The 22,542-nt window shown below is 72.8% G+C and carries 20 protein-coding genes, 1 tRNA gene and 1 riboswitch; of the genes, 2 read left to right on the top strand and 19 right to left on the bottom strand.

Annotated elements, in window-relative coordinates; genetic code table 11:
* Window positions 1–185: 185 nt before the first annotated feature.
* Together ACWG52_RS07060 and ACWG52_RS07065 are read right to left on the bottom strand one after the other, a co-directional pair.
* Window positions 186–1,631 carry a glyceraldehyde-3-phosphate dehydrogenase gene (locus ACWG52_RS07060; RefSeq protein WP_033219914.1) on the bottom strand — a complete coding sequence of 482 codons (1,446 nt, stop codon included), beginning with the start codon at window positions 1,629–1,631 and terminating at the stop codon, window positions 186–188.
* Window positions 1,632–1,774: 143 nt separating this feature from the next.
* Window positions 1,775–3,376 (bottom strand): phospholipase D-like domain-containing protein, encoded by a 1,602-nt coding sequence (locus ACWG52_RS07065; protein WP_390136817.1) that lies wholly within the window; start codon window positions 3,374–3,376, stop codon window positions 1,775–1,777.
* A 199-nt stretch (window positions 3,377–3,575) separates the two neighbouring features.
* On the opposite strand from ACWG52_RS07065, the gene ACWG52_RS07070 reads away from it, so the two are divergent.
* Window positions 3,576–4,022 carry a DUF7144 family membrane protein gene (locus ACWG52_RS07070; protein WP_453128205.1) on the top strand — a complete coding sequence of 149 codons (447 nt, stop codon included), beginning with the start codon at window positions 3,576–3,578 and terminating at the stop codon, window positions 4,020–4,022.
* Window positions 4,023–4,113: 91 nt separating this feature from the next.
* Here the strand turns inward: ACWG52_RS07070 and ACWG52_RS07075 are convergent, their stop codons facing one another.
* From ACWG52_RS07075 to ACWG52_RS07125, 11 genes are all read right to left on the bottom strand, one after another.
* Window positions 4,114–4,899, bottom strand: coding sequence for a class I SAM-dependent methyltransferase (locus tag ACWG52_RS07075; RefSeq protein ID WP_389813587.1), 786 nt, complete (start codon window positions 4,897–4,899; stop codon window positions 4,114–4,116).
* Between the two features lie 154 nt (window positions 4,900–5,053).
* A tRNA-Pro gene (locus tag ACWG52_RS07080) sits at window positions 5,054–5,127 on the bottom strand.
* Between the two features lie 119 nt (window positions 5,128–5,246).
* Window positions 5,247–5,609: an MmcQ/YjbR family DNA-binding protein gene (locus tag ACWG52_RS07085; protein WP_389813584.1), complete on the bottom strand. Its 363-nt coding sequence runs from the start codon at window positions 5,607–5,609 to the stop codon at window positions 5,247–5,249.
* A 73-nt stretch (window positions 5,610–5,682) separates the two neighbouring features.
* Window positions 5,683–6,252 carry a GAF domain-containing protein gene (locus tag ACWG52_RS07090; RefSeq protein WP_389813581.1) on the bottom strand — a complete coding sequence of 190 codons (570 nt, stop codon included), beginning with the start codon at window positions 6,250–6,252 and terminating at the stop codon, window positions 5,683–5,685.
* Window positions 6,249–6,881 carry a GTP-binding protein gene (locus ACWG52_RS07095; protein WP_389813578.1) on the bottom strand — a complete coding sequence of 211 codons (633 nt, stop codon included), beginning with the start codon at window positions 6,879–6,881 and terminating at the stop codon, window positions 6,249–6,251. The genes ACWG52_RS07090 and ACWG52_RS07095 overlap by 4 nt, the downstream gene beginning before the upstream one ends.
* Window positions 6,859–7,272 (bottom strand): DUF742 domain-containing protein, encoded by a 414-nt coding sequence (locus ACWG52_RS07100; RefSeq protein WP_051763219.1) that lies wholly within the window; start codon window positions 7,270–7,272, stop codon window positions 6,859–6,861. Before ACWG52_RS07100 ends, ACWG52_RS07095 begins: the two co-directional genes overlap by 23 nt.
* Window positions 7,269–7,703 carry a roadblock/LC7 domain-containing protein gene (locus ACWG52_RS07105; RefSeq protein ID WP_202505849.1) on the bottom strand — a complete coding sequence of 145 codons (435 nt, stop codon included), beginning with the start codon at window positions 7,701–7,703 and terminating at the stop codon, window positions 7,269–7,271. Before ACWG52_RS07105 ends, ACWG52_RS07100 begins: the two co-directional genes overlap by 4 nt.
* A gap of 37 nt (window positions 7,704–7,740) precedes the next feature.
* Complete coding sequence (locus tag ACWG52_RS07110) at window positions 7,741–9,603, bottom strand: ATP-binding protein (RefSeq protein WP_390136823.1); 1,863 nt, start codon at window positions 9,601–9,603, stop codon at window positions 7,741–7,743.
* 277 nt (window positions 9,604–9,880) lie between these two features.
* Window positions 9,881–11,122 (bottom strand): MBL fold metallo-hydrolase, encoded by a 1,242-nt coding sequence (locus tag ACWG52_RS07115; protein WP_390136825.1) that lies wholly within the window; start codon window positions 11,120–11,122, stop codon window positions 9,881–9,883.
* Between the two features lie 98 nt (window positions 11,123–11,220).
* Window positions 11,221–12,006, bottom strand: a complete 786-nt coding sequence (locus ACWG52_RS07120; protein ID WP_389813559.1) for an SGNH/GDSL hydrolase family protein — start codon at window positions 12,004–12,006, stop codon at window positions 11,221–11,223.
* A 163-nt stretch (window positions 12,007–12,169) separates the two neighbouring features.
* Window positions 12,170–13,144: a M23 family metallopeptidase gene (locus ACWG52_RS07125; RefSeq protein WP_389813556.1), complete on the bottom strand. Its 975-nt coding sequence runs from the start codon at window positions 13,142–13,144 to the stop codon at window positions 12,170–12,172.
* 2 nt (window positions 13,145–13,146) lie between these two features.
* Window positions 13,147–13,322, bottom strand: a riboswitch (cyclic di-AMP (ydaO/yuaA leader).
* A 315-nt stretch (window positions 13,323–13,637) separates the two neighbouring features.
* Between ACWG52_RS07125 and ACWG52_RS07130 the strand changes: the two genes are divergently transcribed.
* Window positions 13,638–14,429: a tyrosine-protein phosphatase gene (locus tag ACWG52_RS07130; RefSeq protein WP_389813553.1), complete on the top strand. Its 792-nt coding sequence runs from the start codon at window positions 13,638–13,640 to the stop codon at window positions 14,427–14,429.
* 47 nt (window positions 14,430–14,476) lie between these two features.
* On the opposite strand, the gene ACWG52_RS07135 is transcribed toward ACWG52_RS07130, so the two are convergent.
* From ACWG52_RS07135 to hpnE, 6 genes are all read right to left on the bottom strand, one after another.
* The gene (locus tag ACWG52_RS07135; RefSeq protein ID WP_390167782.1) at window positions 14,477–15,889 is read right to left on the bottom strand and encodes an aspartate aminotransferase family protein; all 1,413 of its coding nucleotides are present in this window, start codon (window positions 15,887–15,889) and stop codon (window positions 14,477–14,479) included.
* Window positions 15,886–16,917, bottom strand: coding sequence for an adenosyl-hopene transferase HpnH (gene hpnH / locus ACWG52_RS07140; protein WP_389813548.1), 1,032 nt, complete (start codon window positions 16,915–16,917; stop codon window positions 15,886–15,888). Before hpnH ends, ACWG52_RS07135 begins: the two co-directional genes overlap by 4 nt.
* Before the next feature lie 5 nt (window positions 16,918–16,922).
* Window positions 16,923–17,588, bottom strand: a complete 666-nt coding sequence (locus ACWG52_RS07145) for a phosphorylase family protein (RefSeq protein WP_389813545.1) — start codon at window positions 17,586–17,588, stop codon at window positions 16,923–16,925.
* A complete protein-coding gene (gene shc, locus ACWG52_RS07150) occupies window positions 17,588–19,822 on the bottom strand; it encodes a squalene--hopene cyclase (protein ID WP_389813543.1) in 2,235 nt (744 codons plus the stop codon). The genes ACWG52_RS07145 and shc overlap by 1 nt, the downstream gene beginning before the upstream one ends.
* 120 nt (window positions 19,823–19,942) lie before the next feature.
* A complete protein-coding gene (locus ACWG52_RS07155; RefSeq protein ID WP_389813541.1) occupies window positions 19,943–21,118 on the bottom strand; it encodes a polyprenyl synthetase family protein in 1,176 nt (391 codons plus the stop codon).
* Window positions 21,115–22,494 (bottom strand): hydroxysqualene dehydroxylase HpnE, encoded by a 1,380-nt coding sequence (hpnE, locus tag ACWG52_RS07160; protein ID WP_389813538.1) that lies wholly within the window; start codon window positions 22,492–22,494, stop codon window positions 21,115–21,117. The genes ACWG52_RS07155 and hpnE overlap by 4 nt, the downstream gene beginning before the upstream one ends.
* Window positions 22,495–22,542 lie beyond the last annotated feature (48 nt).

Here is a 22,542-nt window from a genome sequence, read left to right on the forward strand (position 1 = left end):
TCGGCGGCGGTGGACGGGACCGCCCCCGGGGACGGTCCCTCTCGTGGCGTCGTGCGGACCGGGCCGGGACGCACGACAGGCGGGGGACGGCGGGCGGGGCGACCGATGCGTGTCGGCATCGATCGCCCTCCCACCGTCACCCCGCCTGTCGAAGCGGCCGGTCGGACGGCGAGCGTTCTGACGGATCAGACCGCCGGAACCGGGTAGGTCGGGTACTCGACGCCGGACACGTGCTGGACCACACGGATGACCTGGCAGGAGTAGCCGAACTCGTTGTCGTACCAGAGGTAGAGGATCGCGTTGTCGCCGTCGACCTTGGTGGCGCCCGCGTCGACGATCGAGGAGTGGCGCGAACCGACGAAGTCCATGGAGACCGCGTCGGGAGCCGTGGTGAAGTCGATCTGGCGCTTGAGCGGCGAGTGCAGCGAGACGTCGCGGAGGTAGTCGAGGACCTCGTCGCGGGTGGTCTCACGGCCCAGGCGCAGGCTCAGGATGGCGATCGAGACGTCCGGGACGGGGACGCGGATCGAGCTGCCGGTGATCGGCGCCTTCAGGTCGGGGAGCGCCTTGGCGACGGCCGAGGCGGCACCGGTCTCGGTGATGACCATGTTGAGCGGCGCGGAACGGCCACGACGGTCGGCCTTGTGGTAGTTGTCCAGCAGGTTCTGGTCGTTCGTGAACGAGTGGACGGTCTCGACGTGACCGCGCAGGACACCGTACTCGTCGTCCATGGCCTTGAGGGGCGGGACGATCGCGTTGGTGGTGCAGGAGGCGCAGGACAGGATCTGCTCGTCCGGCTTGATGGTGTCGTGGTTGACGCCGTGCACGATGTTCGGGACGTCGCCCTTGCCCGGAGCCGTCAGCACGACCTTGTCGATGCCGGGGCGCAGGTGCTTGGACAGACCCTCGCGGTCGCGCCACTTGCCCGTGTTGTCGATGAGGATGGCGTCCTTGATGCCGTACTCGGTGTAGTCCACCTCGGACGGGTCGTTCGCGTAGATCACCTTGATGGCGTTGCCGTTGGCGATGATCGTGCTGTTCGCCTCGTCGACGGTGATCGTGCCCTGGAACTGGCCGTGGATCGAGTCGCGGCGCAGCAGCGAGGCGCGCTTGACCAGGTCGGCCTCGCCGCCCCCGCGGACGACGACGGCGCGCAGGCGCAGGCCGTTGCCGGAGCCGGCCTTCTCGATCAGCAGGCGGGCGACGAGGCGGCCGATGCGGCCGAAGCCGTACAGGACGACGTCGCGGCCTTCGCCGCGCTCGAGCTTGTTGGCGCCGGTGGCACCGGCGACGGCCTCGGCGGTGAACTCGGCCACGGACAGGCCGCGGTCGTCGCTCTTGTACTCCGCGGCGAGCATGCCGATGTCGATCTGGGACGGGCCGAGATCGAGCGTGGTGAGCACCTGCAGGAACGGCAGCGTCTCGGTGACCGAGAGCTCCTCACCGGCTATCTGCCGGGCGAAGCGGTGGGTCTTGAGGATGCTGACCACCGACTTGTTCACCAGGGAGCGGCTGTGGAGCAGGATCGTGACGTCCCGCTCCCGGTGCAGCTTCCCGATGATCGGGATCATCGACTCCGCGATCTCCTCGCGGTTCTTCCAGCTGGTGAACGAGTCCTCATTGACAGTCACAGGATTATCTTTCGAGCTAGGCGGTGCTCATATGCTAACCCGCCGCCATTTTGGTCACTCAAGCGGTACCCACCGCGCCGGGAACGGGCACTATGTGACATGAGTTCGTACGTTTTTGCAATGGTTTGCCGTGAGCAGGCGTCTCAGAACCGGCGGCGGAGCCTCATGCCGAGCGGGCGGCCGTCCGGGTCGACCAGCACGTGGTGCAGGGGTGCCGCGAGCATCCGCCGCGTCACGGCCAGGTCCGGCGGGACGTAGCGGCGCAGTCGGCCGGGCGGGCGGGGACCTCGGCGGCCGCCCGCGTGCCACGCGTCCAGGACGGCCGCGCTCTCGGCGAAGGCGTCGAAGGCCGCCACCGGGTCGCACAGCTCGTCCGCCGCCGCCCCGGCCTCGACGTGTTCGCTCATGAGCTCCAGGCGCAGCTCCCGGGCGAAGGCCCGCGCCCCGTCCCCGAGACCTCCCGGGTCGGCCGGCGCCCGCGGGTCCGGACACTCGTCGTGGACGGCGCAGCCCAGCTCGGAATCGTGCGTCCAGGAGCGGAGGTTGATGTTGTCCGAGCCGACCGAGGCCCACACGTCGTCGATCACACACACCTTGGCGTGGACGTAGATCGGGGTTCCGGCCGCGTTCTCCAGCCCGTACACCGCGACCCGGTCGCCGCCGGCCCGGCGCAGCGCGTCCAGGGCCTTGATCCGTCCGATCAGGTTCATGGGCAGCGTGAGCCGGCCGGCCTGCTCCGGGACGCTGGGCACGACCCCGATCAGCCGCAGCCCCGCGTGCCGGGTCAGCGCCCGGGCGAAGGACTCCACCACCCGGGGGGACCACAGGTACTGGTCCTCCAGGTAGATCAGTGCCCGGGCCCGTCGTAGTGCCTTGGTGTACCCCCGCGCGATGCTGCGCTCCCCGTCGGGGGCGAAGGGGTAGCCGCGCAGCAGCCGGTTCGGGTAGGTCCGCAGCAGCTGGACGGTGTGCGCGCCGCAGACCTGCGGATCGGGTGTCTGCTCCGGCAGCGGGTCCGCGCTGACGTCCTCGCGGTGCGCCAGCTCCCGCAGGCGGGTGAGCGGGCTGCGGCTGAGCGGAGCCGGATCCTCCCACCGTTCACGGAAGACGGCCTCGACGTCGCCCACGACCGGCCCGCGCAGGGCGAGCTGGACGTCGTGCCAGGGCGGGTGCGGGCCGTAGGCGGCGGCCAAGGGCAGCGACCGGCGGTCGCCGCGGTGCGAGGCGTCGTCGTTGCGGTTGCGACACAGGTCGATCCCGCCGACGTAGGCCACGTCCAGCTCCGGGCGACCGCGATGGCGCAGCACCACGAGTTTCTGGTGGTGGGAGCCGCCCGGCCGGACGCGCATGTCGAGCAGGCACTCCCCGCCGGCCCGGGCCAGCTCCTTGCCGAAGCGGCGGTTCTCCTCTTGGCTGAAGTGAAGACCGTCCAGGTGCGAACGCCACAGCAGGCCCTTGACGACGACGCCGCGCTCGGCCGCCCGACACAGGACCGAGCCGATCTCGGTCCCGGGTCCGTCGAGTCGCTCGTCGGGGTCGCCGCGCCAGTCGGTGAACAACAGCAGGTCGCCGGGGCCCATCGCGCGGACGGCTTCCAGGAGCTCCGCGAAGTACACGGCTCCGTGGACCAGGGCGCGTACGTGGTTCCCCCGGGACCAGGCCGCCCCGTCCGGGCGGCGCCGGTCCAGGCGCGTCGCCGGGTTGCCCCGTTCACCGGGTCCCAGCAGCCAGTCGGCACGGGTCATCGCTCCGGCCCTCCGATCGCGCTGGAGTACCGCACTCCCAGGCTAGCCGGGCCCCCGGGGCTCGGCCCCTCGGCGGCGGCCCGCGGCGCACGCGTCCGGTCGCGGCTCCACGTGCCGACGGAGGGTGACCGTGCCACGCTGAATCGGGGGAACTCCGACTCCGGTGCGCCGGAGCGGCTCTGCCACCGAGGAGACCGACATGGCCAGTGACGCCAGCAGCCCCCGGACCAGCTCGTCGCCGCCCAGCGCCTGGCATGCGCCCACATCGGGTACGACCATCGCCGCGGGCGCCCTGATGGTCTTCGCGGGCGCCATGGCGATCCTTGAGGGGATCGCGGCCCTCGCCAGGGACGACCTGTTCGTCGTGACGCGGCACTACGTGTTCGAGTTCAGCCTGACGGGCTGGGGCTGGGTCCATCTGATCGTGGGCATCGCCCTCGTCCTCGCCGGCTGCGCGGTGTTCACCGGAGCCCTCTGGGCGCGCTTCCTGGGCGTGGCCATCGCCGGCCTCGGCGCGATCGCCAACTTCCTGTGGCTCCCGTACTACCCGTGGTGGTCCGTGATCCTGATCGCCGTCAACCTGTTCGTCGTCTGGGCGCTGTGCGCGGGCATGCAACGGGAGGCCGACGCGGGCACGACCGTCTGACCCGGGTCGTCACGACCCGGGCCGCGGAGCGTCCCGGCGGGGCGCACCAGGTCGAGGGGCCGCTTCGGATCGCTCCGGAGCGGCCCCTCGGTCACGCCGCGCGCCGGCCCCGTGCGGCCCAGGCCCGCGCACGCAGCGGGATCGAGCCGTCCGCGGCCCGGGGCAGTGCCGACCGCAACCGCTCGCGCAGCTCCGCGCGACGCGCCTCGGGCAGGGAGGCCACGTAGGCGGGCGCCGGCCCCTGCCCGCCCAGGAACGGCTGCCAGTAGTCGTCGAAGCCCGAGAACCGGGTGGGCACGACGATCGCGTCCACCTCCACGTCCTCCAGCCCCGCCCCGACCAGCAGCTCCCGCAGCGGCGCCCGCCCGCACAGCGGAAACCTGACGGCCTCGTCCAGGTCCCGGGCGGCCGGGTCCAGGGCGGTCGCGGCGTCCCAGAAGGCACGGATGGCCTCCATGCCGCCTTCCTCGAAGTCCCAGAGGTACGCCGCGACCAGACCCCCGGGTCGGACCGCCCGGGCCATCTCGGCCGCCGCCCGGGGTGCGTCCGGTACGAAGTTCAGCACGAGCCCGCTGACGGCGACCGATGCCGTGGCGTCGGCGAAGGGCAGCTTCACGGCGTCGGCCAGGACGAAGGTCGCCCGCGCGTCGGTGATGTTCCTCCGCGCGTACCGCACGTAGCCGGCGGACGGATCGATGCCGACGACGGTCTCCGGTTCGGCCAGATCCAGCACGGCCCGTGTCACCGCACCCGTGCCGCACCCGATGTCGCGCCAGCTGCCCCCGGGAGCCGCATCCAGCAGGCGAACGAAGCGGCGTGCCACCACGCGGCTCCAGCGCCCCACATACGGCTCGTACGCCTCGCCGGTCACCCACATCGGCCCGTACCTCTCCGGAAGACGTAGCCCCGGGGCCATCCTGCCGCGGCGGCGTGGCGGCCGCACGGACACGCGACTCCCCCACGCCCCGGAACGCACGAAAGGCCGCTCCCCCATGGATGAGAGAACGACCTCCGACGTGCGTGAAGCACAGTCGGGACGACAGGATTTGAACCTGCGACCCCTTGACCCCCAGTCAAGTGCGCTACCAAGCTGCGCCACGTCCCGATGCGCGCTGACCTGGGCTTTCCCCTGGTTGAACGCGCAGGAGAACGATACCGCACTTCATGGGGTGGTCGCGCGCACCTTTCCGCTCCCGGCTCTGCGTCGACCACGGTTCCGGCCGCTCAGCCGGTGCGGCCGGTCAGTTCCGGATGCGCGGCGATCAGACGTTTCGGGGCCGCCTGGAGCCAGGAGTCGATCAGGATGGAGCGCAACTCCTCCGCGCTCCGCAGCGCCGCGAGCCGCACCCGGATCCAGGCGTAGTTGTCGTCGTGTCCGGCGCGCAGGAAGAACTTCTCGGGCTCCGCCGCGATCAGCTCCGCCCGCTCCTCCTTGGGGCACTTCACGCCGATCGAGGTGTCGTCGTCGGCCAGCGAGACGAAGATCTTCCCGCCCACCCGGAAGGTCGGCATGCCCCAGGCGGGCTTCTCCGTGCTGTCCGGGAGGGACAGTGCGATCAGGCGGACGTCCTGCGCGGTCGTGGCCATCCCCGAGACTCCTTCTCCAGCAGCCGGTGAACCCTTGTCCGGCGACCGTAGCGCCCGCCACCGACCGTCCCGCTCACCCCCGCCGGTCCTCCCCCGCGGCCTGTGCCCGGTCCTCCCGCTCGTGCACCAGCGCCACCAGCTCCGCCGCCAGCGCCTTCACCGTGGCGAGTCCCTCCGTCCCCCAGCGCCGGGGCACCACGTCCACCGCGCACACCGTGCCCAGGACGATGCCGCGTCGGTCCGTCAACGGAGCGCCCACGTACGAGCGCACCCCGCTCTCGTCGACCACCGCGTTGCCCGCGAAGCGCGCGAAGTCCCGTACGTCCTCCAGGACCAGCGCCCTCCGCCGCACCACCACGTGCGGGCAGTAGCCGTGGTCCCGGGCCAGCACCCGCGCCGGGTAGCCGCTCGCCGGAGCCTCGGCGCCATGATGCAGCCCGGCGAAGAACTGGCGTTCCTCGCCGACGAAGTTGACCCCCGCGTACGGTGCGCCGAGCGCGTCGGCGACGCGCCGCGCGAAGGCGTCCAGCTCGGCGTCCGTACGCTCGCCCAGACCCAGCTCGCGCAGCCGGACGGCGCGCGCGGGTGCTTCCCGGTCCACCGGCGTGAGCAGCAGATGTCCGTTCGATTCGTAGTACGTCATGGCGGTTCCCCCGACTCCGAGGACGAAGAGCTGATTGCGGACATGCACAACAGATGGCGGACGAGGGCGGCCAGCGCCCCCGTCCCGGAGCTCGCGAGGCGCGCGTCGCACCGTACGACGGGCACCTCGGGCCCGAGCCCCACCGCCTCGCGGACCTCGTCGGGCCCGTAGCGGTGACCGCCGTCGAACTCGTTGACGGCGACGATGAAGCCGATCCCGCGCCGCTCGAAGAAGTCCACGGCGGGGAAGCAGTCGGCCAGGCGGCGGGTGTCGGCGAGCACCACCGCCCCGAGCGCGCCCGCGCACAGCTCCTCCCAGAGGAACCAGAAGCGGTGCTGTCCCGGGGTGCCGAAGAGGTAGAGCACATGGCGCTCGTCCAGGGTGATCCGGCCGAAGTCGAGCGCGACGGTCGTCGTGGTCTTCTCCTCGACGCCGTGCAGCGGATCGCAGCCGGCTCCGACCCCGCTGAGGAGTTCCTCCGTGCTCAGCGGTTCGATCTCGCTCACCGCCCCGACGAAGGTGGTCTTGCCCGCCCCGAACCCGCCCGCGACCAGGATCTTCAAGGTCGCGGGCGGAGCCCCGGCGGCCGGGGCCGGCGCGGGGGCGTCACAGTCGTCTACGCAGGCCATCGAGCACCGCCAGGAGCAGGGACCGGTCGTCGGCGGCGAACGAGCCGCCGCCCGGGAACCGCGGAGCCCGCGCCATGACGGCCCCGTGTTCCATCAGGTCGGAGAGCAGCACCTTCACCACGACCGCCGGCAGCCGCAGTTGCCCGGCCACCTCGGCGACGGTGACGCCGGCGGCGCCCGCACACATCCGGAGCGCCAGCGTGTGCTCCGCCCCGAGCGGGACGTGCGGGCGCACCCCGGTCGCGGTCACCAGCGAGAGCAGGTCGAGCGTGAAGCCCGGCCGGGTCCGTCCCCCGCTGGCGGTGTACGGGCGCATCACGCGGCCCGCCGAGTCGTCGAGCCATGGTGTGTCCCGCCCCTTCGCGTACGCCCCCGTCCCGCGGGACCTCATCGCTCCACGTCGGCGACGGGCCGCCGCGGCGAGGCCGCGAGGTACGGACGCACGCTCTTGACCAGCATCGCCATCTCGTAGCCGAGCACCCCGGCGTCGGCCTCCCGATCGGCGAGGACGGCCAGGCAGGTGCCGGACCCGGCCGCGGAGACGAAGACGAGCGCCGTGTCGAGTTCGACCACGACCTGCCGGACCTCGGCGCCGTCCGCGAAGCGGGAGCCGGCGCTGCGGCCCAGGGAGTACAGCCCCGAGGCGAGGGCGGCCAGGTGGTCGGCGCTGTCGGCGTCGAGTCCGTGCACGCAGGTCACGAGCCCGTCGGCGGTGAGGAGTACGGCGCTTCGCGTGTACGGCACGCGCTGCACCAGGCCGCTGAGCAGCCAGTCGAGGTCGGAGAGCCGGCTGCCGGTCTTCATCGCCACTTCGCCGCCCATGGGGTGCGCTCCTTGCTGATGAGGTGAGGGGTCGGGGTCATGCCTGGTTCTCCGACTGGGCGAGGCCGAAACCTCGTTGGAAGGCGGCCATCAGGCCCGGATCGTGCACCGGCTGCTCGGGGTCCGCGGCCCGCCGGGGGGCGGGGGCCTCGCGGAGCTGGGGCGCCAGGTGCTCCTGGGCGCGCCGCCGGGGCAGCCGTGGCCGGTCGCCCGCGTCGGGTGCGGGGTCGACCGCGGACTCCGGTTCGGGCGCGGGGGCCGACCAGGCCACGGCTCCGGTCGGCGGAGCCGGGGCGGGCCCGCCCCGGGGATCGACCGCGGGCGCCGACCAGGCCACGGCGCCGGGGCCGTCCGCCTCCCCGGACCGGGGCGCGGGCAGGGGGGCGGGACGGGGCTCCGGCCGGGGCCGGGGCACGGGGGTGGACGGGGAGTGCGCCGGGGACGCCGATGCGGGGGCGGGGTGCGGGGCGGGGTGCGGGGCGGGGCGGGGCTCGGGGCGCGGCTCGGGGCCGTGCGGGGCCGGGTCGTGCCGGGCGGGGTCGTGCGGGGCGGCGGACCCCGGGCCTCCGGACGCCTGCCATCCCTCGGACAGGGGCGTCGGCAGGGGCATCCGCACCGGCTCCAGCGGCGGCGTCGGCGCCCCCTGCCCGGTCCCCCACGAGGTGGCCCGCGAGCCCCCCGCCGCATCGGCCGCGGTGGGCGCCTCCGCGCCCAGCAGTTCCTGCGGCAGGACCAGCACCGCGAGCACACCGCCGTAGATGTTCGACTTGAGCTCGACGGCGATCCCGTGCCGGCGGGCCAGCGCCGACACCACGAACAGGCCGATCCGGCCGTCCGCCAGCAGGTGCCGGACGCTGATCTGGTCGGGGTCGGCGAGCAGGGCGTTCATCCGGTGCTGTTCCTCGGTCGGCATGCCCAGTCCCCGGTCCTCCACCTCGACGGCGATCCCGGCGGTGACCCGCTCGGCCCGCAGCACCACATCGGTGTCGGGGGCGGAGAAGACCGTGGCGTTCTCGACCAGTTCGGCCAGCAGGTGCACCACGTCCGCGACGGCGTGCCCGCGCACGCTGCCGCCGGCCGGGGGTACGACCTTGACCCGGGTGTACTGCTCGACCTCCGCGACCGAGGAGCGGAGCACCTCGCTCAGGTCGATGGGCCGGGTCCACTGGCGCCGGGACGCGGCGCCGCCCAGTACGGCGAGGTTCTCGGCGTGACGGCGGATCCGGGTGGCGAGGTGATCGACGTGGAAGAGCTCCTTGAGCAGGTCCGGGTCCTCGACCGTGTCCTCCAGCTCGTCCAGCAGCGAGATCTCGCGGTGCACGAGGGACTGGAGCCGGCGCGCGAGGTTCACGAAGACCTCGACCTTGCGCTCGGTGTCGGTCGGGGCGGTGGGTCCGGCCAGCCTCAGGAGCGTCGTGTGCGCCTCTTCACGGGCGCCGCGCAGCTCCTGCGAGAGCAACCAGAACTCGTCCATCCCGGCCGGGTCCCCGCCGGGCGGCGGCGTGCTCGGTCCGCCCCGCACCGGCCGGGGCGGGGTCTCGCCCCGTTCCAGCCGGTCGGCGGCCGTGCGCAGCTCGCCCCGGCCGCGCACGCTGGAGCGGCGCAGCGCCTCGCACCGGTCCCGGACGGCCTTGCCGGCGCGCTGGGCCCCGAGCAGGGCCGCGGCGAGGGCGCCCACCACGAGGAGGGCGCAGCCGGTGAGTACGGGCCACAGTCGGGCGTCGCGGTCGCCGGCTCCTCCGCCGAGCTGGAGGGTGAAGATCACCGCGGCGGCCCCGCTGAGCGCGGCGGCGAGCGTGGGTAGGACGGCGGCGCGCACCAACAGGGGGCGTATCTGCCGGCTGGGACCGGTGACGGCGTGTCTCGACGGTGCGTGGCGGGCGGCGCGGAGTCCGGACATCTGCGTCCTCGGTACGTGGGGCCCGGCCCCCAGCGTTCCCGGGGCCCGGTGTTGATCACCGAATACCCACGCTAGACCCCATCGCAGCACCCCGGACGGCCAGTTGGCGAAGTTCGCGGGGGTGCTTCCCGCTCCCGGTGGAGCGCTCGCACAGCAGCCCGAATGCGCCGGTCAGGCCCTGGGGACCGCCCCGGCGCCGCCCCGCGTCGACCGGCCCGGACGAGCGCCGGCCGCCCCGACGGGTCGGGGCGGCCGTGACATCCGTCCGGAGCGCGCGCTACGAGCCGACGGATTCCTGCTTCTCCTGTCCGCCGGCCGCCGCGGATCCCACCCGCGCCGCCGTTCCCGCCACCGACCCGGCGGCCCGCGCGGGCACGGCCGAGGGTCCGTCGACCCGGCCGCCCGCCGGGGCCCCGGCGACGAAGGGTCGCCACCACGGCAGGCGCGGGGCGTCGGCGGCGTTCGGCTCGAAGGGCCGGCCCGGGATCGGCAGCGCGACGGCGGCCCCGGCCCCCTCGGCCGCGGTGAGCGTGCCCTCACCCGGCTCGTCCCACGGGTGCAGGGCCAGGTTGAAGGTGCCCCAGTGGATCGGCAGCATCGTGCCGCGGGGGGTGCCGCCCTGCAGGTCGAGGTGGGCGCGCATGCCTTCCTCGGGCGTCATGTGGATGTCGGGCCAGTACTCCGAGTAGGCGCCGATCTGGATCATGGTGGCGTCGAAGGGCCCGTGCGCGGCGCCGATCTCCTCGAATCCGGGGAAGTAGCCGGTGTCGCCGCTGTGGTAGATCCGGTGCTCGTCGCCCGCGACGACCCAGGACGCCCACAGGGTGTGCTGCTGGTTGCGCAGCCCGCGGCCGCAGAAGTGCCGGGCGGGAGTGGCCGTCAGCGAGAGACCGGCGACCTCGGTGCTCTCGTTCCAGTCCAGCTCGCGCAGCCGATCGGCCGGTACGCCCCAACGCTCCAGGTGCGCGCCGACGCCCAGCGGAACGGCGAAGACCGTGTCCGTACCGGCCAGGGCCTTGATCGTCGGCAGGTCGAGGTGGTCGTAGTGGTCGTGCGAGATGACCACGACGTCGACCCGGCCCAGCGAGGCCAGCGGGACCGGGACGGGGTGCAGCCGCTTGGGACCGGCGAAGGGGAAGGGGGAGCACCGCTCGCCCCACACCGGGTCGAACAGCACCCGGCGCCCGTCGATCTCCGCGAGCACGCTGGAGTGCCCCATCCAGGTGAGCCGCAGGCCGCTCGCGGGCGGCTTCGCCAGGTCCGCGAGGGTCGTCGGGTGGACCGGGATCGGCGCGGCGGGGCTGCGCCGTACCCGTTGCTCCCGGTGGAAGTAGATCTTGGCGAACTCCGCCATCGAACCCGAGGGCCTGTTCCGGGCCCCGACCGGGTTCTGGAAGACGCCGTCGGCGAAGTTCGGCGAGCGGCGGATCCGCTCCAGCCGGGCACCGGACGGGTCCGCACCGAAGGCTTCGGGCCGCAGGGCACGCAGCCGCGGACGCAAGGGACGGGAGCCGGTCAAAGCGCCTCCAGGGAGGATGGGGTCAGGACGGTCGTCGCTCTACGACCATCCCAACGCACACCGACCCCGAAGGATTCCACTTCCGGCTCCCGCGCCCGTCAGAGCGGCAGCAGGTCCGGCCGCTTCGCCTCCACGTGGTCCCCGGAGGACTCCCCGCGCAGCCGTCGTCCGATCCACGGCACGAGGTGCTCGCGCGCCCACTGGATGTTGTCCCGGGTCACGTCCACCGAGCCGCGCGGCCGCTCCGGGGGCCACGGCTGGTCGGGGTCGGCCGGTACGTCCAGCCCGAGCACCTGGGCGGCGCGCAGCGCGACCCGGGTGTGTCCCTCGGGCGAGAGGTGCAGCCGGTCCGTGTCCCAGGCCCGCCGGTCCTGTACGGATTTCAGCGACCAGAGGTCGAGCACCGGGCAGTCGTAGCGGTCGGCGATGGCGCGGACGTGCGCGCTGTACGTCGCCACCTTGCCGCGCAGGTGCTTGAGCACCGGTACGCCCCGGGTGTCGAAGCCCGTGGTGATCATGACGTGGCCGACGGCCCCGGTGAGGTCGGCCACGGCCGCCTCGAACCGCTCCGCCACGTCGTCCGGGTCGGTCCCGGGTCGGATGATGTCGTTGCCGCCCGCGCAGAAGGTCACCAGGTCCGGTGCGAGGGCCTTGGCCCTCGGGAGCTGGTCGGCCACGATCTGGTCGAGGAGCTTCCCCCGCACCGCCAGATTCGCATACCGGAAGTCGTGCTCTTCGCGCTGATCGGCCAGGAGCACGGCGAGCCGGTCCGCCCAGCCGAGAAATGAATCCCCGGGTCCCGGGTCCCCCACGCCCTCGGTGAAGCTGTCCCCGATCGCCGCGTACGAGCCGATGGTCTTGAGTTTCGTCGTCGTCGCTGCCACGAGAACCCATACTTCACTCCCGTAACCAACCTACGCCAACGTAATGAGGGGTTGACGGACCGTGATCTGTACCACGTGGGGGATAAGGAATAAGTACACGTGAGGCCGGAACCCCCCTCGGGTCCCGGCCTCACGCGTGTCGGTGGTCCTTCGGCGGGTGCCGTCAGAGGCTCGCGCCCTTGGCGCGGAGGTAGGCGATCGGGTCCATGTCCGAGCCGTAGGACGGGGTCGTACGGATCTCGAAGTGCAGGTGCGGGCCGGTCGAGTTGCCGGTGGAGCCGGAGAGGCCGATGGTCTGCCCGGCGGTGACGCTCTGGCCGGAGGAGACGGAGAGCTGGGAGAGGTGGGCGTACTGGGAGTACTTGCCGTCCGCGTGCCGGATGACGACCTCGTTGCCGTACGAGCCGCTCCAGCCGGCGGAGACCACGGTGCCCGCGCCGACGGCCTTGACGGTGGTGCCCATGGCCGCGATGAAGTCGACGCCGGTGTGGTGGCCGGAGGACCACATGGCGCCCGCGACCTTGTACTGGGTGGAGATGCCACCGCCGACCGGGGCCACGAAGCCGGCGGCCGACCGCGGCGCGGCGGGGGCCTGGGCCTCGGGCTCGGCGGCGGTCTCCGGTCGCGCCGGGGCGGCCTGCTCGGCGTGCCCCCGGACCGGCTTCGGCGCGGCCTGCGCGGCCGGCTTCGCGTCGGCCTCGGACGGGGCCTCGGGGGCCGGGGCCGCCTCGGCCTCGGACGGGGCGGGCTCGCCGGGACCGCCGAGGTGGAGCTTCAGGCCCGGGTGGATCAGCGACGGGTTGCCACCGACGGCCTCGCGGTTGTCGGCGTACAGCTGCTCCCAGCCGCCGGCCAGGTGGCGCTCGGCTGCGATCTTGGAGAGGTAGTCGCCCGGCACGACGGTGTAGACGCTCGGGGCGGCGTGTGCGGCGACGGCGGGCGCCGACGGGAGGGCGAGGGGGGCCTGCGGGGCCACCGCGGGGATCGCCGCGGGGGCGGCGGCCGGGGCGCCGGCCGCGTGGGCGCCGGCGGCACCGATCAGCGGCAGCGCGAGGGCCGCGCCACCGGTTCCGGCGACGGCGAAACCGCGGGAAAGGGAAAGGGACTTGGGACGGCGGTGCTTACCCTTTGCAGGCATGACGAATTCCTCTCCGGCGCCTGCGAGGTGAGCTGTCGGGTTCGGACTGGAGATGTCCGGCCGTACATGTACCAGCCATGAACGACTTCACCCCGAGCCGTCCCGGCGAAAAGATCTCCGGGCCGGCGGCTTACCTGGTTCCCCCGCTCCTGCCGCGCGAATAGGTCGGATGCGGTTTCCGGGAGGCGGCAGGATTTGGCGGTCCACCCGGATCGATCGCGAAGGTAATCCCTTGTGGCCGCAGGGAACAAGCCATGAATTCCCTGACGGAATACCAGGCATGAGGGACCGACGGAATTACGGTCACCCTCCGTCCATTCGACACCGCCAACAGCCGCCCCGACGGGGCCATTCGCCTTTAGCGATCAGGCACTCACGGTCACCGTATGATCTGGCTCACGGGGACGTGCCCGATCTCGCCTCCGGATATGGCAAGTTGGCGCCAAACAGTGTAATTCGGACACAGGACCCACGATGTGGCGGAGGAGTTGCTTTGACCCAGCAGATACAGGAGCCGGAGCTGTCCGGAGTGCGCAATTTCCGCGATGTGGGCGGATTGCCGACTTCTGACGGACGAACGGTCAGGACGGGACGACTGTTCCGAAGCGGACATCTCGCACATGCCACCGAAAGTGATGCAGAGTTCCTCGCCTCGCTCGGCCTCCACACCATCTTCGACTTCCGCAACGTCGCCGACCACGCGCTGGAGGGGCCGGACGTCGAGCTGCCCGGCGTCCGCAACGTCAACATCCCGCTCTCGGACCCGGCCGACGGACGGGAGTTCTGGCGGCTGGTCCGCGACGGCGACCTCGCTCAGCTGCGCGAGATCCTGGGCGACGGCAAGGCCGCGGCCCGGATGTCGAACTCGTACCGCGGGATCATCCGGCAGCGCACCGCCGAGCACAGTCGGGTCGTGCACGCCCTGGCCGAGGACAGCGTCCCCGCGCTCATGCACTGCGCGGCCGGCAAGGACCGGGCCGGCCTGTCGATCGCCGTCACCCTGCTCGCCCTGGGCGTCGAGCGCGAGGCGATCGTGACGGACTACCTGGAGTCGAACGCCCCGCACCGCCGCTATCGCGTGCGCCGCACCGACGAGTCGGCGGGCGAGCGCTCCCCCGAGGTGACGGAGCTGCTCGCGCCGCTCTTCGACGCCCGCGCCGAGTACCTGCTGGCCGCCTTCGACACCATCGACGAGGTCTGGGGCGGGGTGGACCGCTACCTGGCGGAGGGCCTCGGACTGACGCCCGAGACCCTCGACCGACTGCGCGACCGGCTCCTCGTCTGACGCGGGCGGGAACCGGCCGACCGGTTCCCCACCAGGTGGGCGGGCCGTCAGCGCGTGGCGACGGCCTGCTTCACCAGCGTCCTGCCGAAGTCCCAGATCAGCCCGGACCCGCCGTGCGCCTCGTCCATGACCTCGCGGAAGGCCCCGACGAACCGGTCCACGTCCCCCTCGTCCACGATCAGCGGCGGGATCAGCTTGATCACCTCCAGGTGGTCCCCGGAGACCTGGGTGAGGATCCGGTGCTTCTGCAGCAGGGGCACCACGACCATCTGTGCGAAGAGCCCCTTGCGGGCCGCCTGCAACATCGTCCACCGGCTGCGCAGACCCAGCGAGGACGGTCGGCCGAACTCGATGCCGATCATCAGCCCGCGCCCCCGCACCTCGTGCAGCAGCTCGTACTCGTCCACCAGAGCGGCGAGGCGCCCGCGCAGCAGGTCGCCCATGACCCGGGCGTTCGCCACGACCTCCTCGTCCTCCATGACGGACAGGACCGCGAGGCCCGCCGCCATGGCCTGGGCGTTGGAACCGAAGCTCGCGGAGTGCACGAGCACCCGGTCCATGGACGAGTAGACCTTCTTGAAGATCCAGTCCTTGCCCAGGGTCGCACCGACCGGGACGTACCCGCCCGAGAGCGCCTTCGCCACGCACACCAGGTCCGGTTCCACGCCCGGCTCGTGCTGGTACGCGTAGAAGTCGCCGGTGCGTCCGAGGCCGGTCTGCACCTCGTCCGCGATGAGCAGCGCCCCCCGCCGGTGCAGCATCTCCTGCGCGGCGAGCAGGAATCCGGGCGGGGCGGCCAGGACCCCCTTGCCCTGGATCGGCTCGACGACGAGGGCGGCGACGTCCCCGCGCTTCAGCTCCCGCTCCAGGGCGGCGAGGTCCCCGAGCGTGATCCTCGTGTCGGGGAGCAGCGGGGCGAAGCCGTCGCGGAACCCGCTCTCCCCGTTCACCGAGAGGGAGCCCGCGGTCAGCCCGTGGAAGGCGTGGTCGCAGTAGAGGATCCTGGGGCGCCCGGTGGCGTACCGGGCGAACTTCAGGGCCGTCTCCACCGCCTCGGTGCCGCTGTTGCCGAAGAAGACCCGGTCCAGGTGCGGGCTGTACGAGAGCAGTTTCTCGGCCAGCAGTCCCGGCAGCGGTTGGCAGTCGAAGCGGGTGAGGTCGGCGAGCTGGGCGTCCAGGACGTCGTGCAGGGCCCGGCGGACGACCGGATGGTGCCGGCCCAGGCCCATCACCCCGAACCCGGCCAGCATGTCCAGGTAGTCGTTGCCCTCGGCGTCCCAGAAGTGGGCGCCCTCGGCCCGCTCGTAGACCTTGTCGAAGCCGAGGGTGTGGAGCATGCGGGGCAGCTGGTGGTTGAGGTGCCGGGCGTGCAGCTCGTACCGTTCCGCCCCGCGCTCGGCCAGCAGGGCGCCGAGGTCGAAGCCTCGGCCGCCCCCTTCCTCCCGTGGCCGCCCGGTCATGCCGACGTGCCCCGGTTGCTCGCGATCGTCTCGCGGGCCGCACGCAGGGATTCCTTGAGGGAGCCCATGGTGGCGAGGACGGCGGTGGGCTCGTAGCCGCAGTGCGCCATGCAGTTCGCGCAGCGCGGGTCCTTTCCGCGGCCGTACTTGTCCCAGTCGGTGTCGTTGATGAGCTCGCGGTACGTCGGAACGTATCCGTCGCTCATCAGATAGCAGGGCCGCTGCCAGCCGAAGAGGGAGTAATTCGGAATGGCCCAGGCCGTGCAGGGGAAATCGGCCTTTCCTTCCAGGAAGTCCAGGAAGAGCGGGGAGTGGTTGAGCCGCCAGCGCCGCCGGTTGCCGCCCGCGAAGGCCTTCCTGAAGAGCTCTCGGGTCTGTTCGACGCCGAGGAAGTGCTCCTGGTCGGGTGCCTTCTCGTAGGCATAGGCGGGCGAGATCATCATTTCGTCGACCCGGAGGTCGTCATTGAGGTAGTTGAGGACCTCGATGATGGTCTGCGGGGTGTCGGTGTTGAAGAAGGTGGAGTTGGTCGTCACCCGGAACCCACGCCTCTTCGCCTCCTTGATGGCGGCGACCGCCTCGTCGAAGACGCCTTCCTTGGCCACCGACTCGTCGTGGCGCTCGCGCAGACCGTCGATGTGCACGGCGAAGGCGAAATACGGGGAAGGGGTGAACTTCTCGATCTTCTTGCGCAGCAGCATCGCGTTGGTGCAGAGGAACACGTACTTCCGCCTCGCCACCAACTGTCGGACGATCTCGTGGATCTGCGGGTGCATCAAGGGCTCGCCGCCCGCGATGGACACCATGGGCGCACCGGACTCCAGCACGGCGCCGACCGCCTGGGCGACCGGCATGCGCTGCTTGAGCACCCCGGCCGGGTGCTGGATCTTCCCGCACCCCTCACAGGCCAGGTTGCAGGCGTAGAGCGGTTCCAGTTCGACGATCAGGGGGAACTTCTCGCGCTTGCGGAGCTTCTGTTCGAGAAGATACGTCCCGACCCTGATGGACTGGCGCAGCGGCATGGCCATCTGGCTCACCTCCTGGGGAGCAGCAACGAACGGTGCCATTCATGAAACGCGGGCAGTACGGCACGCAGGACACGGAAGGCCGATATTCCCCCGCGAACCGTGCCGATACGGACGAGCTCGTGCTCCGGAGCGTCCACGATCACCCGGACGGCCGCAACCGGACGGTCACCGCCCCGGGAGGCGGTCCACAAGGTGGCCGCGGACTCCATGTCGACCGCGATGGCGCCGGTGGCGCGCAGCTGCGCGCGCTCCTGGCCGCGGACGACGTGGTCGGATCCGGTCAGCGCGCCGCGGTGCACGGTCCGGCCGGGCGCGGCCCGGGCCAGTGCCTCGGCGAGCAGGACGCTGCCGGTGCAGGTGACGATCCCCCGCGGATCCCGGGTCTCCTCGGCGACGACCAGGTCTCCGGGGTGCATGCCGGGGACCAGCCCGGCGCAGAACCCCGTCGCGAGGACGGCGGCCCGGTCCGTTCCCGGCCGCTCCAGTGCCCGGCCGAGGGCCCGCTCGGCCGCGCGCGGGCCCATCCCGGTGCGCAGCAGGACGTGCCCGCCGGTCGATCCGCGGCCGGCGCCGCGGCCGGCGCTGCGCAGCGCCACCTGCTCGATGCGCAGCGCGCAGGCCACCAGCAGCGGGTCGCTCGGGCGGCCCCGGTCCCCGTCGGCGGGGGACATCACGCTTCCCCGGCCGGTGCCGGGTGCGCTCCGGCCGGGGCGAAGGGTTCCCCGTACAGGTAGCGGCCGAGCGCGGTGAGCGGGAACACCTGCCGGTACAGGTGGTAGTTGATGGAGAAGTCCCAGGGGAAGCCGGTGCCGGTGAAGTACGGCTCGTCCCAGGTACCGTCCTCCTTCTGGGTCTCCACGAGGTGGGCGACGCCCCGCTCGACGGCCTTGCCCTCGCGTTCCCCGGCCGACAGCAGGGCCATCAGCGCCCAGGCGGTCTGCGAGGGGGTGGAGGCGCCCTTCCCGGCCCAGGAGGGGTCCTTGTAGGAGCGCTGGTCCTCGCCCCACCCGCCGTCGTCGTTCTGTACGGATTCCAACCAGCGCACGGCCCGCCGGATCGCGGGATGCCCGGGGGCGATCCCGGCGGCGACGAGGGCCGGGACCACCGAACCGGTGCCGTAGACGTAGTTGGTGCCCCAGCGGCCGAACCAGCCGCCGCTCGGCTCCTGTTCGGCCAGCAGCCAGGCGATGCCGCGTCGGGTCCGGGCGTCCGACGCCCGGCCCTCGAAGGCGAGCATCTCCACCACGTGGGCGGTCACGTCGGCCGAGGGAGGGTCGATGACCTCGCCGAAGTCGCAGAAAGGCAGCTTGTTCGGCAAGGGGCTGGTGTTGTCGGCGTCGAAGGCGCCCCACGCCCCGTTCCGCGACTGCATGCCGAGGTTCCAGGACACCCCGCGGGCGATGGCGCCCTCGACCCGGGCCGGGTCGGGGTGCTTGATGCGGCGCAGGGCGAGGACCACCTCGGCCGTGTCGTCGATGTCGGGGTAGGTGTCGTTGTGGAACTCGAACGCCCAACCGCCGGGGGCGAGGCCGGGCCGGCGCACGGCCCAGTCGCCCGTGCGGACGATCTCCTCGCCGAGCATCCAGTCGGCGGCCTTGACCAGCGCCGGATGGTCCGGGCGCAGGCCCGCGTCGGCCAGCGCGATCGCGGCGAGGCAGGTGTCCCACACCGGGGACTGGCAGGCTTCGATCATCCGGGCGCCGTCCGCGCGCCACACCGCGAACCGCTCCAGGGACTCCAGACCGGCGCGCATCACCGGATGCCCGAGGTCGTAGCCGAGCAGGTGCAGGGCGATGACCGAGTACACGGCGGGCGGCTGGATCCCGCCCCAGCAGCCGTCGTTCTCCTGCCGTTCGACGATCCAGCGGCCCGCGCTCGCCATCGCCGCCTTGCGCAGGCGGCGGGGTGCGAAGCGCCGGTAGACGTGCAGGGCCTTGTCCATCCGCTGGAAGGCGCCGTCCCAGCTGGTCAGCGGGGCGAGTCTCCGGGCGGGGTTGGGGGTGCGCGCGTCGGCGTGCAGCTCGTCGAGGGCGAAGGGGGCCGGGCGGACGGGGCGCAGCGCGGAGACCACGGTGAGCGGGACGATGGTCTGGCGGGCCCAGCAGCCGAAGTCGTAGATGTTCAGCGGTACCCAGGGCGGCAGGAAGACCAGCTCGGGCGGGAGTTCGGGCAGGTGGTCCCAGTTCCACCAGCCGAAGAGGGCCAACCAGATCCGGGTGAAGACACGGGCCGCGGCGATCCCGCCGTGGGCCCGGATCCAGGCGGAGGCGCGGCTCATGTGCGGGGCGTCCGGCGCGTCCCCGGCGAGGCGCAGTGCGACATAGGCCTCGATGGTGGCGGACAGTTCGGGCGGCCCGCCGTGGAAGGTGGCCCAGGTGCCGTCCTCCCGCTGTTCGCCGCGGATGAAGAGGGCGGCGGCCCGGGTGGTGGCCTCGTCCCGGATCCCGAGGAACTGCCGCAGCAGCAGGTCCTCCGCGTCCATGGTGACGTTGGTCTCCAGGTCGCCCTTCCACCAGCCCTCGGGGTCCTGGCGCTCCAGCAGGTTCCGGGTGGCACGCGCGGCGGCCTCGTACACCCCCGGCCCGATGCCGTCCGGCGGGCGGCGCAGGTCGGCGGTGGTCCGCACCGCGTCCCGGGTCGTGTCGCGCACCGAGTCCCGGGCGGTGGTCCGCCCCGCCCCGGGGCGCGAGAGGCGGCCGAGCCGGCCTGGTAGGCCCGGTGGGGCGTACTCGGCGCGCGGGCCCGCCCGGCCGAGCCGGGTCGGCGCCGGTGGGACCGGGGGCGGTGCCGGGGGCCCGGCGGCCAGGCCCGCGGTGCGGCCCGCGGGGCCGGGCGGTACGGCGCCCGGGGTGGATTCGCTGCCGGCGCCGGCGCCCTCGGCGCTGCCGTCGGTCGTCGCTGTCATGGCTTCCCCTTAGAACAGTGTCCTCTGCTGTGCTGGGGTCTGCCGTCGGCCGGTGCGCGCCACGCTCAGGTGGCGGCGCCGGCCGGCGACTCGCGATTCATATCCGCTGTCGGGTGGCGATCACCTCTTGCGCACGACGACGAAGTCCGCGAGGGCCACGAGCTGGTCGCGCACGCGCTGCGGCATGTCGACGTCGTCCAGGGCCCGGATCGCGATCGCGTGCTGGCGGCGCGCCTCGTCGGCGGTCCACCGGCGGCCGCCCGCCGCGTCGATGAGCGCCGCGCGGGCCGCGAACTCCTCCTCCGAGAAGTTCTCGAAGTCGCTGCTCTTGGCGTCGGCGGCGAGCAGTTCGGCGAGCTGCTCGGAGGCCTCCCCGCCGGCCGCGAGGGCGGCGACCACCGGCAGGGACTTCTTGCGCTGGCGCAGGTCGCTCCAGGTCTGCTTGCCGGTCGCCTCCGGGTCGCCCCAGATGCCGAGCAGGTCGTCGACGGCCTGGAAGGCGAGGCCCAGGTGGTAGCCGTACTCCTCCAACTTGTCGGCGGTACGGTCGTCCGCGCCGCCGAGCACGGCGCCGATGGAGACCGCGCAGGCGAGCAGGGCGCCGGTCTTGTTGCCCTCCATCTCCAGGCACTCCTCGACGCTGACGCGCTCGCGGTGCTCGTAGGAGATGTCCTGCGCCTGGCCGTCGATGAGCTTGCGGCTGGCGGTGGTCAGCCGGCGGGTCGCGCGGCCGGCCTCCACGGTGCCGAGCTCCAGCAGGACCTCGTTGGCGAGGGCGAACAGGGCGTCGCCGACCAGGATGGCGAGGGCCGGTCCGTGCACCTTCCACACCGTGTCGCGGTGGCGGCGCTGCTCGTCGCCGTCCATCAGGTCGTCGTGCAGCAGCGAGAAGTTGTGCACGAGCTCGACCGCGACGGCGCCGGGGATGCCGACCTCGGCCGCGGCGCCCGCGGCCTCGGCGGAGAGCAGCGCGAGCGCGGGACGCACGGCCTTGCCGCCGTCGCCGTCCGCCACGTTGCCCTGGGCGTCGATCCAGCCGAAGTGGTAGGCGGCGACGGTGTCCATGGGCGCCGCGAGCCGGTCGACGGCGGCGCGGAGCGCGGGGGTCGAGAGGGTACGGCCGCGTTCCAGGAGCGCGATCGTGTCCGCCTTCTCCACGCCCCCTCCGGCTGTGCCCACACTGGCATCCGTGTTCTCGACAGCCGGGTTCCCCGGGTTCACTGGCTCTCCTCTTGTTCCTGTACGTGCTGTGCTCGTGGTGCTGGTGGTGCCGGTGCTGCTGATGGTGCTCGTCATGCCGCCTCCTGCAGAGGGTGTTCGCGGTGGCGGCCGAGCGCGGCGAGTGCGGCGTGGGCCGCGCTCAGTCCGCTCCGGACGGCGCTCTCCATGGTCGCGGGCCAGCCCGTGGCAGTCCACGCACCGGCGAGGTAGAGCCCCGGCGTGTCGGTGTGCGCCCCGGGGCGCAACCGGCCGACGCCGGGGGTGGGGGCGAAGGTGGCCGTCCGCTCCCGGGTGACGAAGAAGTCCCGTACCTTGGCGCCGCGCGCGGCGGGCAGCAGTCGCTCCAGCTCGGGCAGGTACTTGGCGCGCAGGATCGAGACGGGCTCGTCGATGTCGTCCTGGGCCACGGACTGGGACAGCGCCAGGTACTGGCCGCCGTCCGGGAGTCCGGAGGATTCGGTGCGGTCGAAGACCCACTGGACCGGGGAGCCGAGGGCGGCGAAGAAGGGCTGCTTGAGCACCTTGCGGTCGTAGACCACGTGGACGTTGAGGATGGGCGCGGTGCCGATGTCCAGGAGCTTGTCGGGGTCGGGGAGGGCGCCTGCGGGCAGCAGTCCGTGCGCCTCGCGCTGCGGGACGGCGAGGACGACGGTGCCCGCCTCCAGGCACTCCTCCTCGGTGTCGATCCGCCACGCGCCCTCGGGCATGCGCGAGATGTCCGTGACCCGGGAGCGCAGCTCGGTGCGTACGCCGGCAGCGTCGAGGGCCTTGCGGGCGAGGGTGTCGTGCAGTTCGCCCAGGGGTACCCGGGCCCAGCCGATGTCGGCGGCGCCGTTCTCGGAGAGCAGGCCGGTCTTGAAGACCATGGCGGCCAGGCCCAGCGAGGACTGTTCGGCTGTGGCGTTCAGGGTGGCGACGCCGACCAGGTCCCACAGCGCCTCGATCGTCCGGGCGGACTGCCCGTAGCGGCCGAGCCAGGTCGCGAAGTCCAGGCCGTCCAGCGCCGGATCGGCGGGGTCCAGGCGGCGCAGCGCGAGGGCGGCCCGGCCGACGCTCAGGCGCTCGGCGAAGGAGAGGTGCGGGTAGCGGGCGAGTGATCCGGCCAGGTGCAGGGGCACGGGCAGGGCGCTGCGGCGCAGCCGTCCCAGGCGCGGACCGCCCTTGCGGGCGACGTCCAGGACGGGGACGTCGAGCCGGTCCTGCAGGGGCGCGAGGGCCGCGCCGTCGACGCGGTCGAGGAACCACCGGTAGGCGGTGCAGCACCGCAGGTAGACGTGCTGGCCGTTGTCGACCTCCAGGTCGCCGCGCTTGAAGGAGAAGGCCAGTCCGCCGAGCCGGGGACGGCCCTCCAGCAGGGTCACGCGGAGCCCGGCGTCGGCGAGTTCGAGGGCGGTGGTGACACCGGCGAGTCCGCCGCCCACGACCACGGCGTGCTCTTCGAAGCCGGTCATGTGCCCTCCCCCGTGGTGCGGTGGCCCTCCGGGCCGGCCGGACGGTAC

This window comes from Streptomyces sp. CLCI03 (assembly GCF_053615355.1).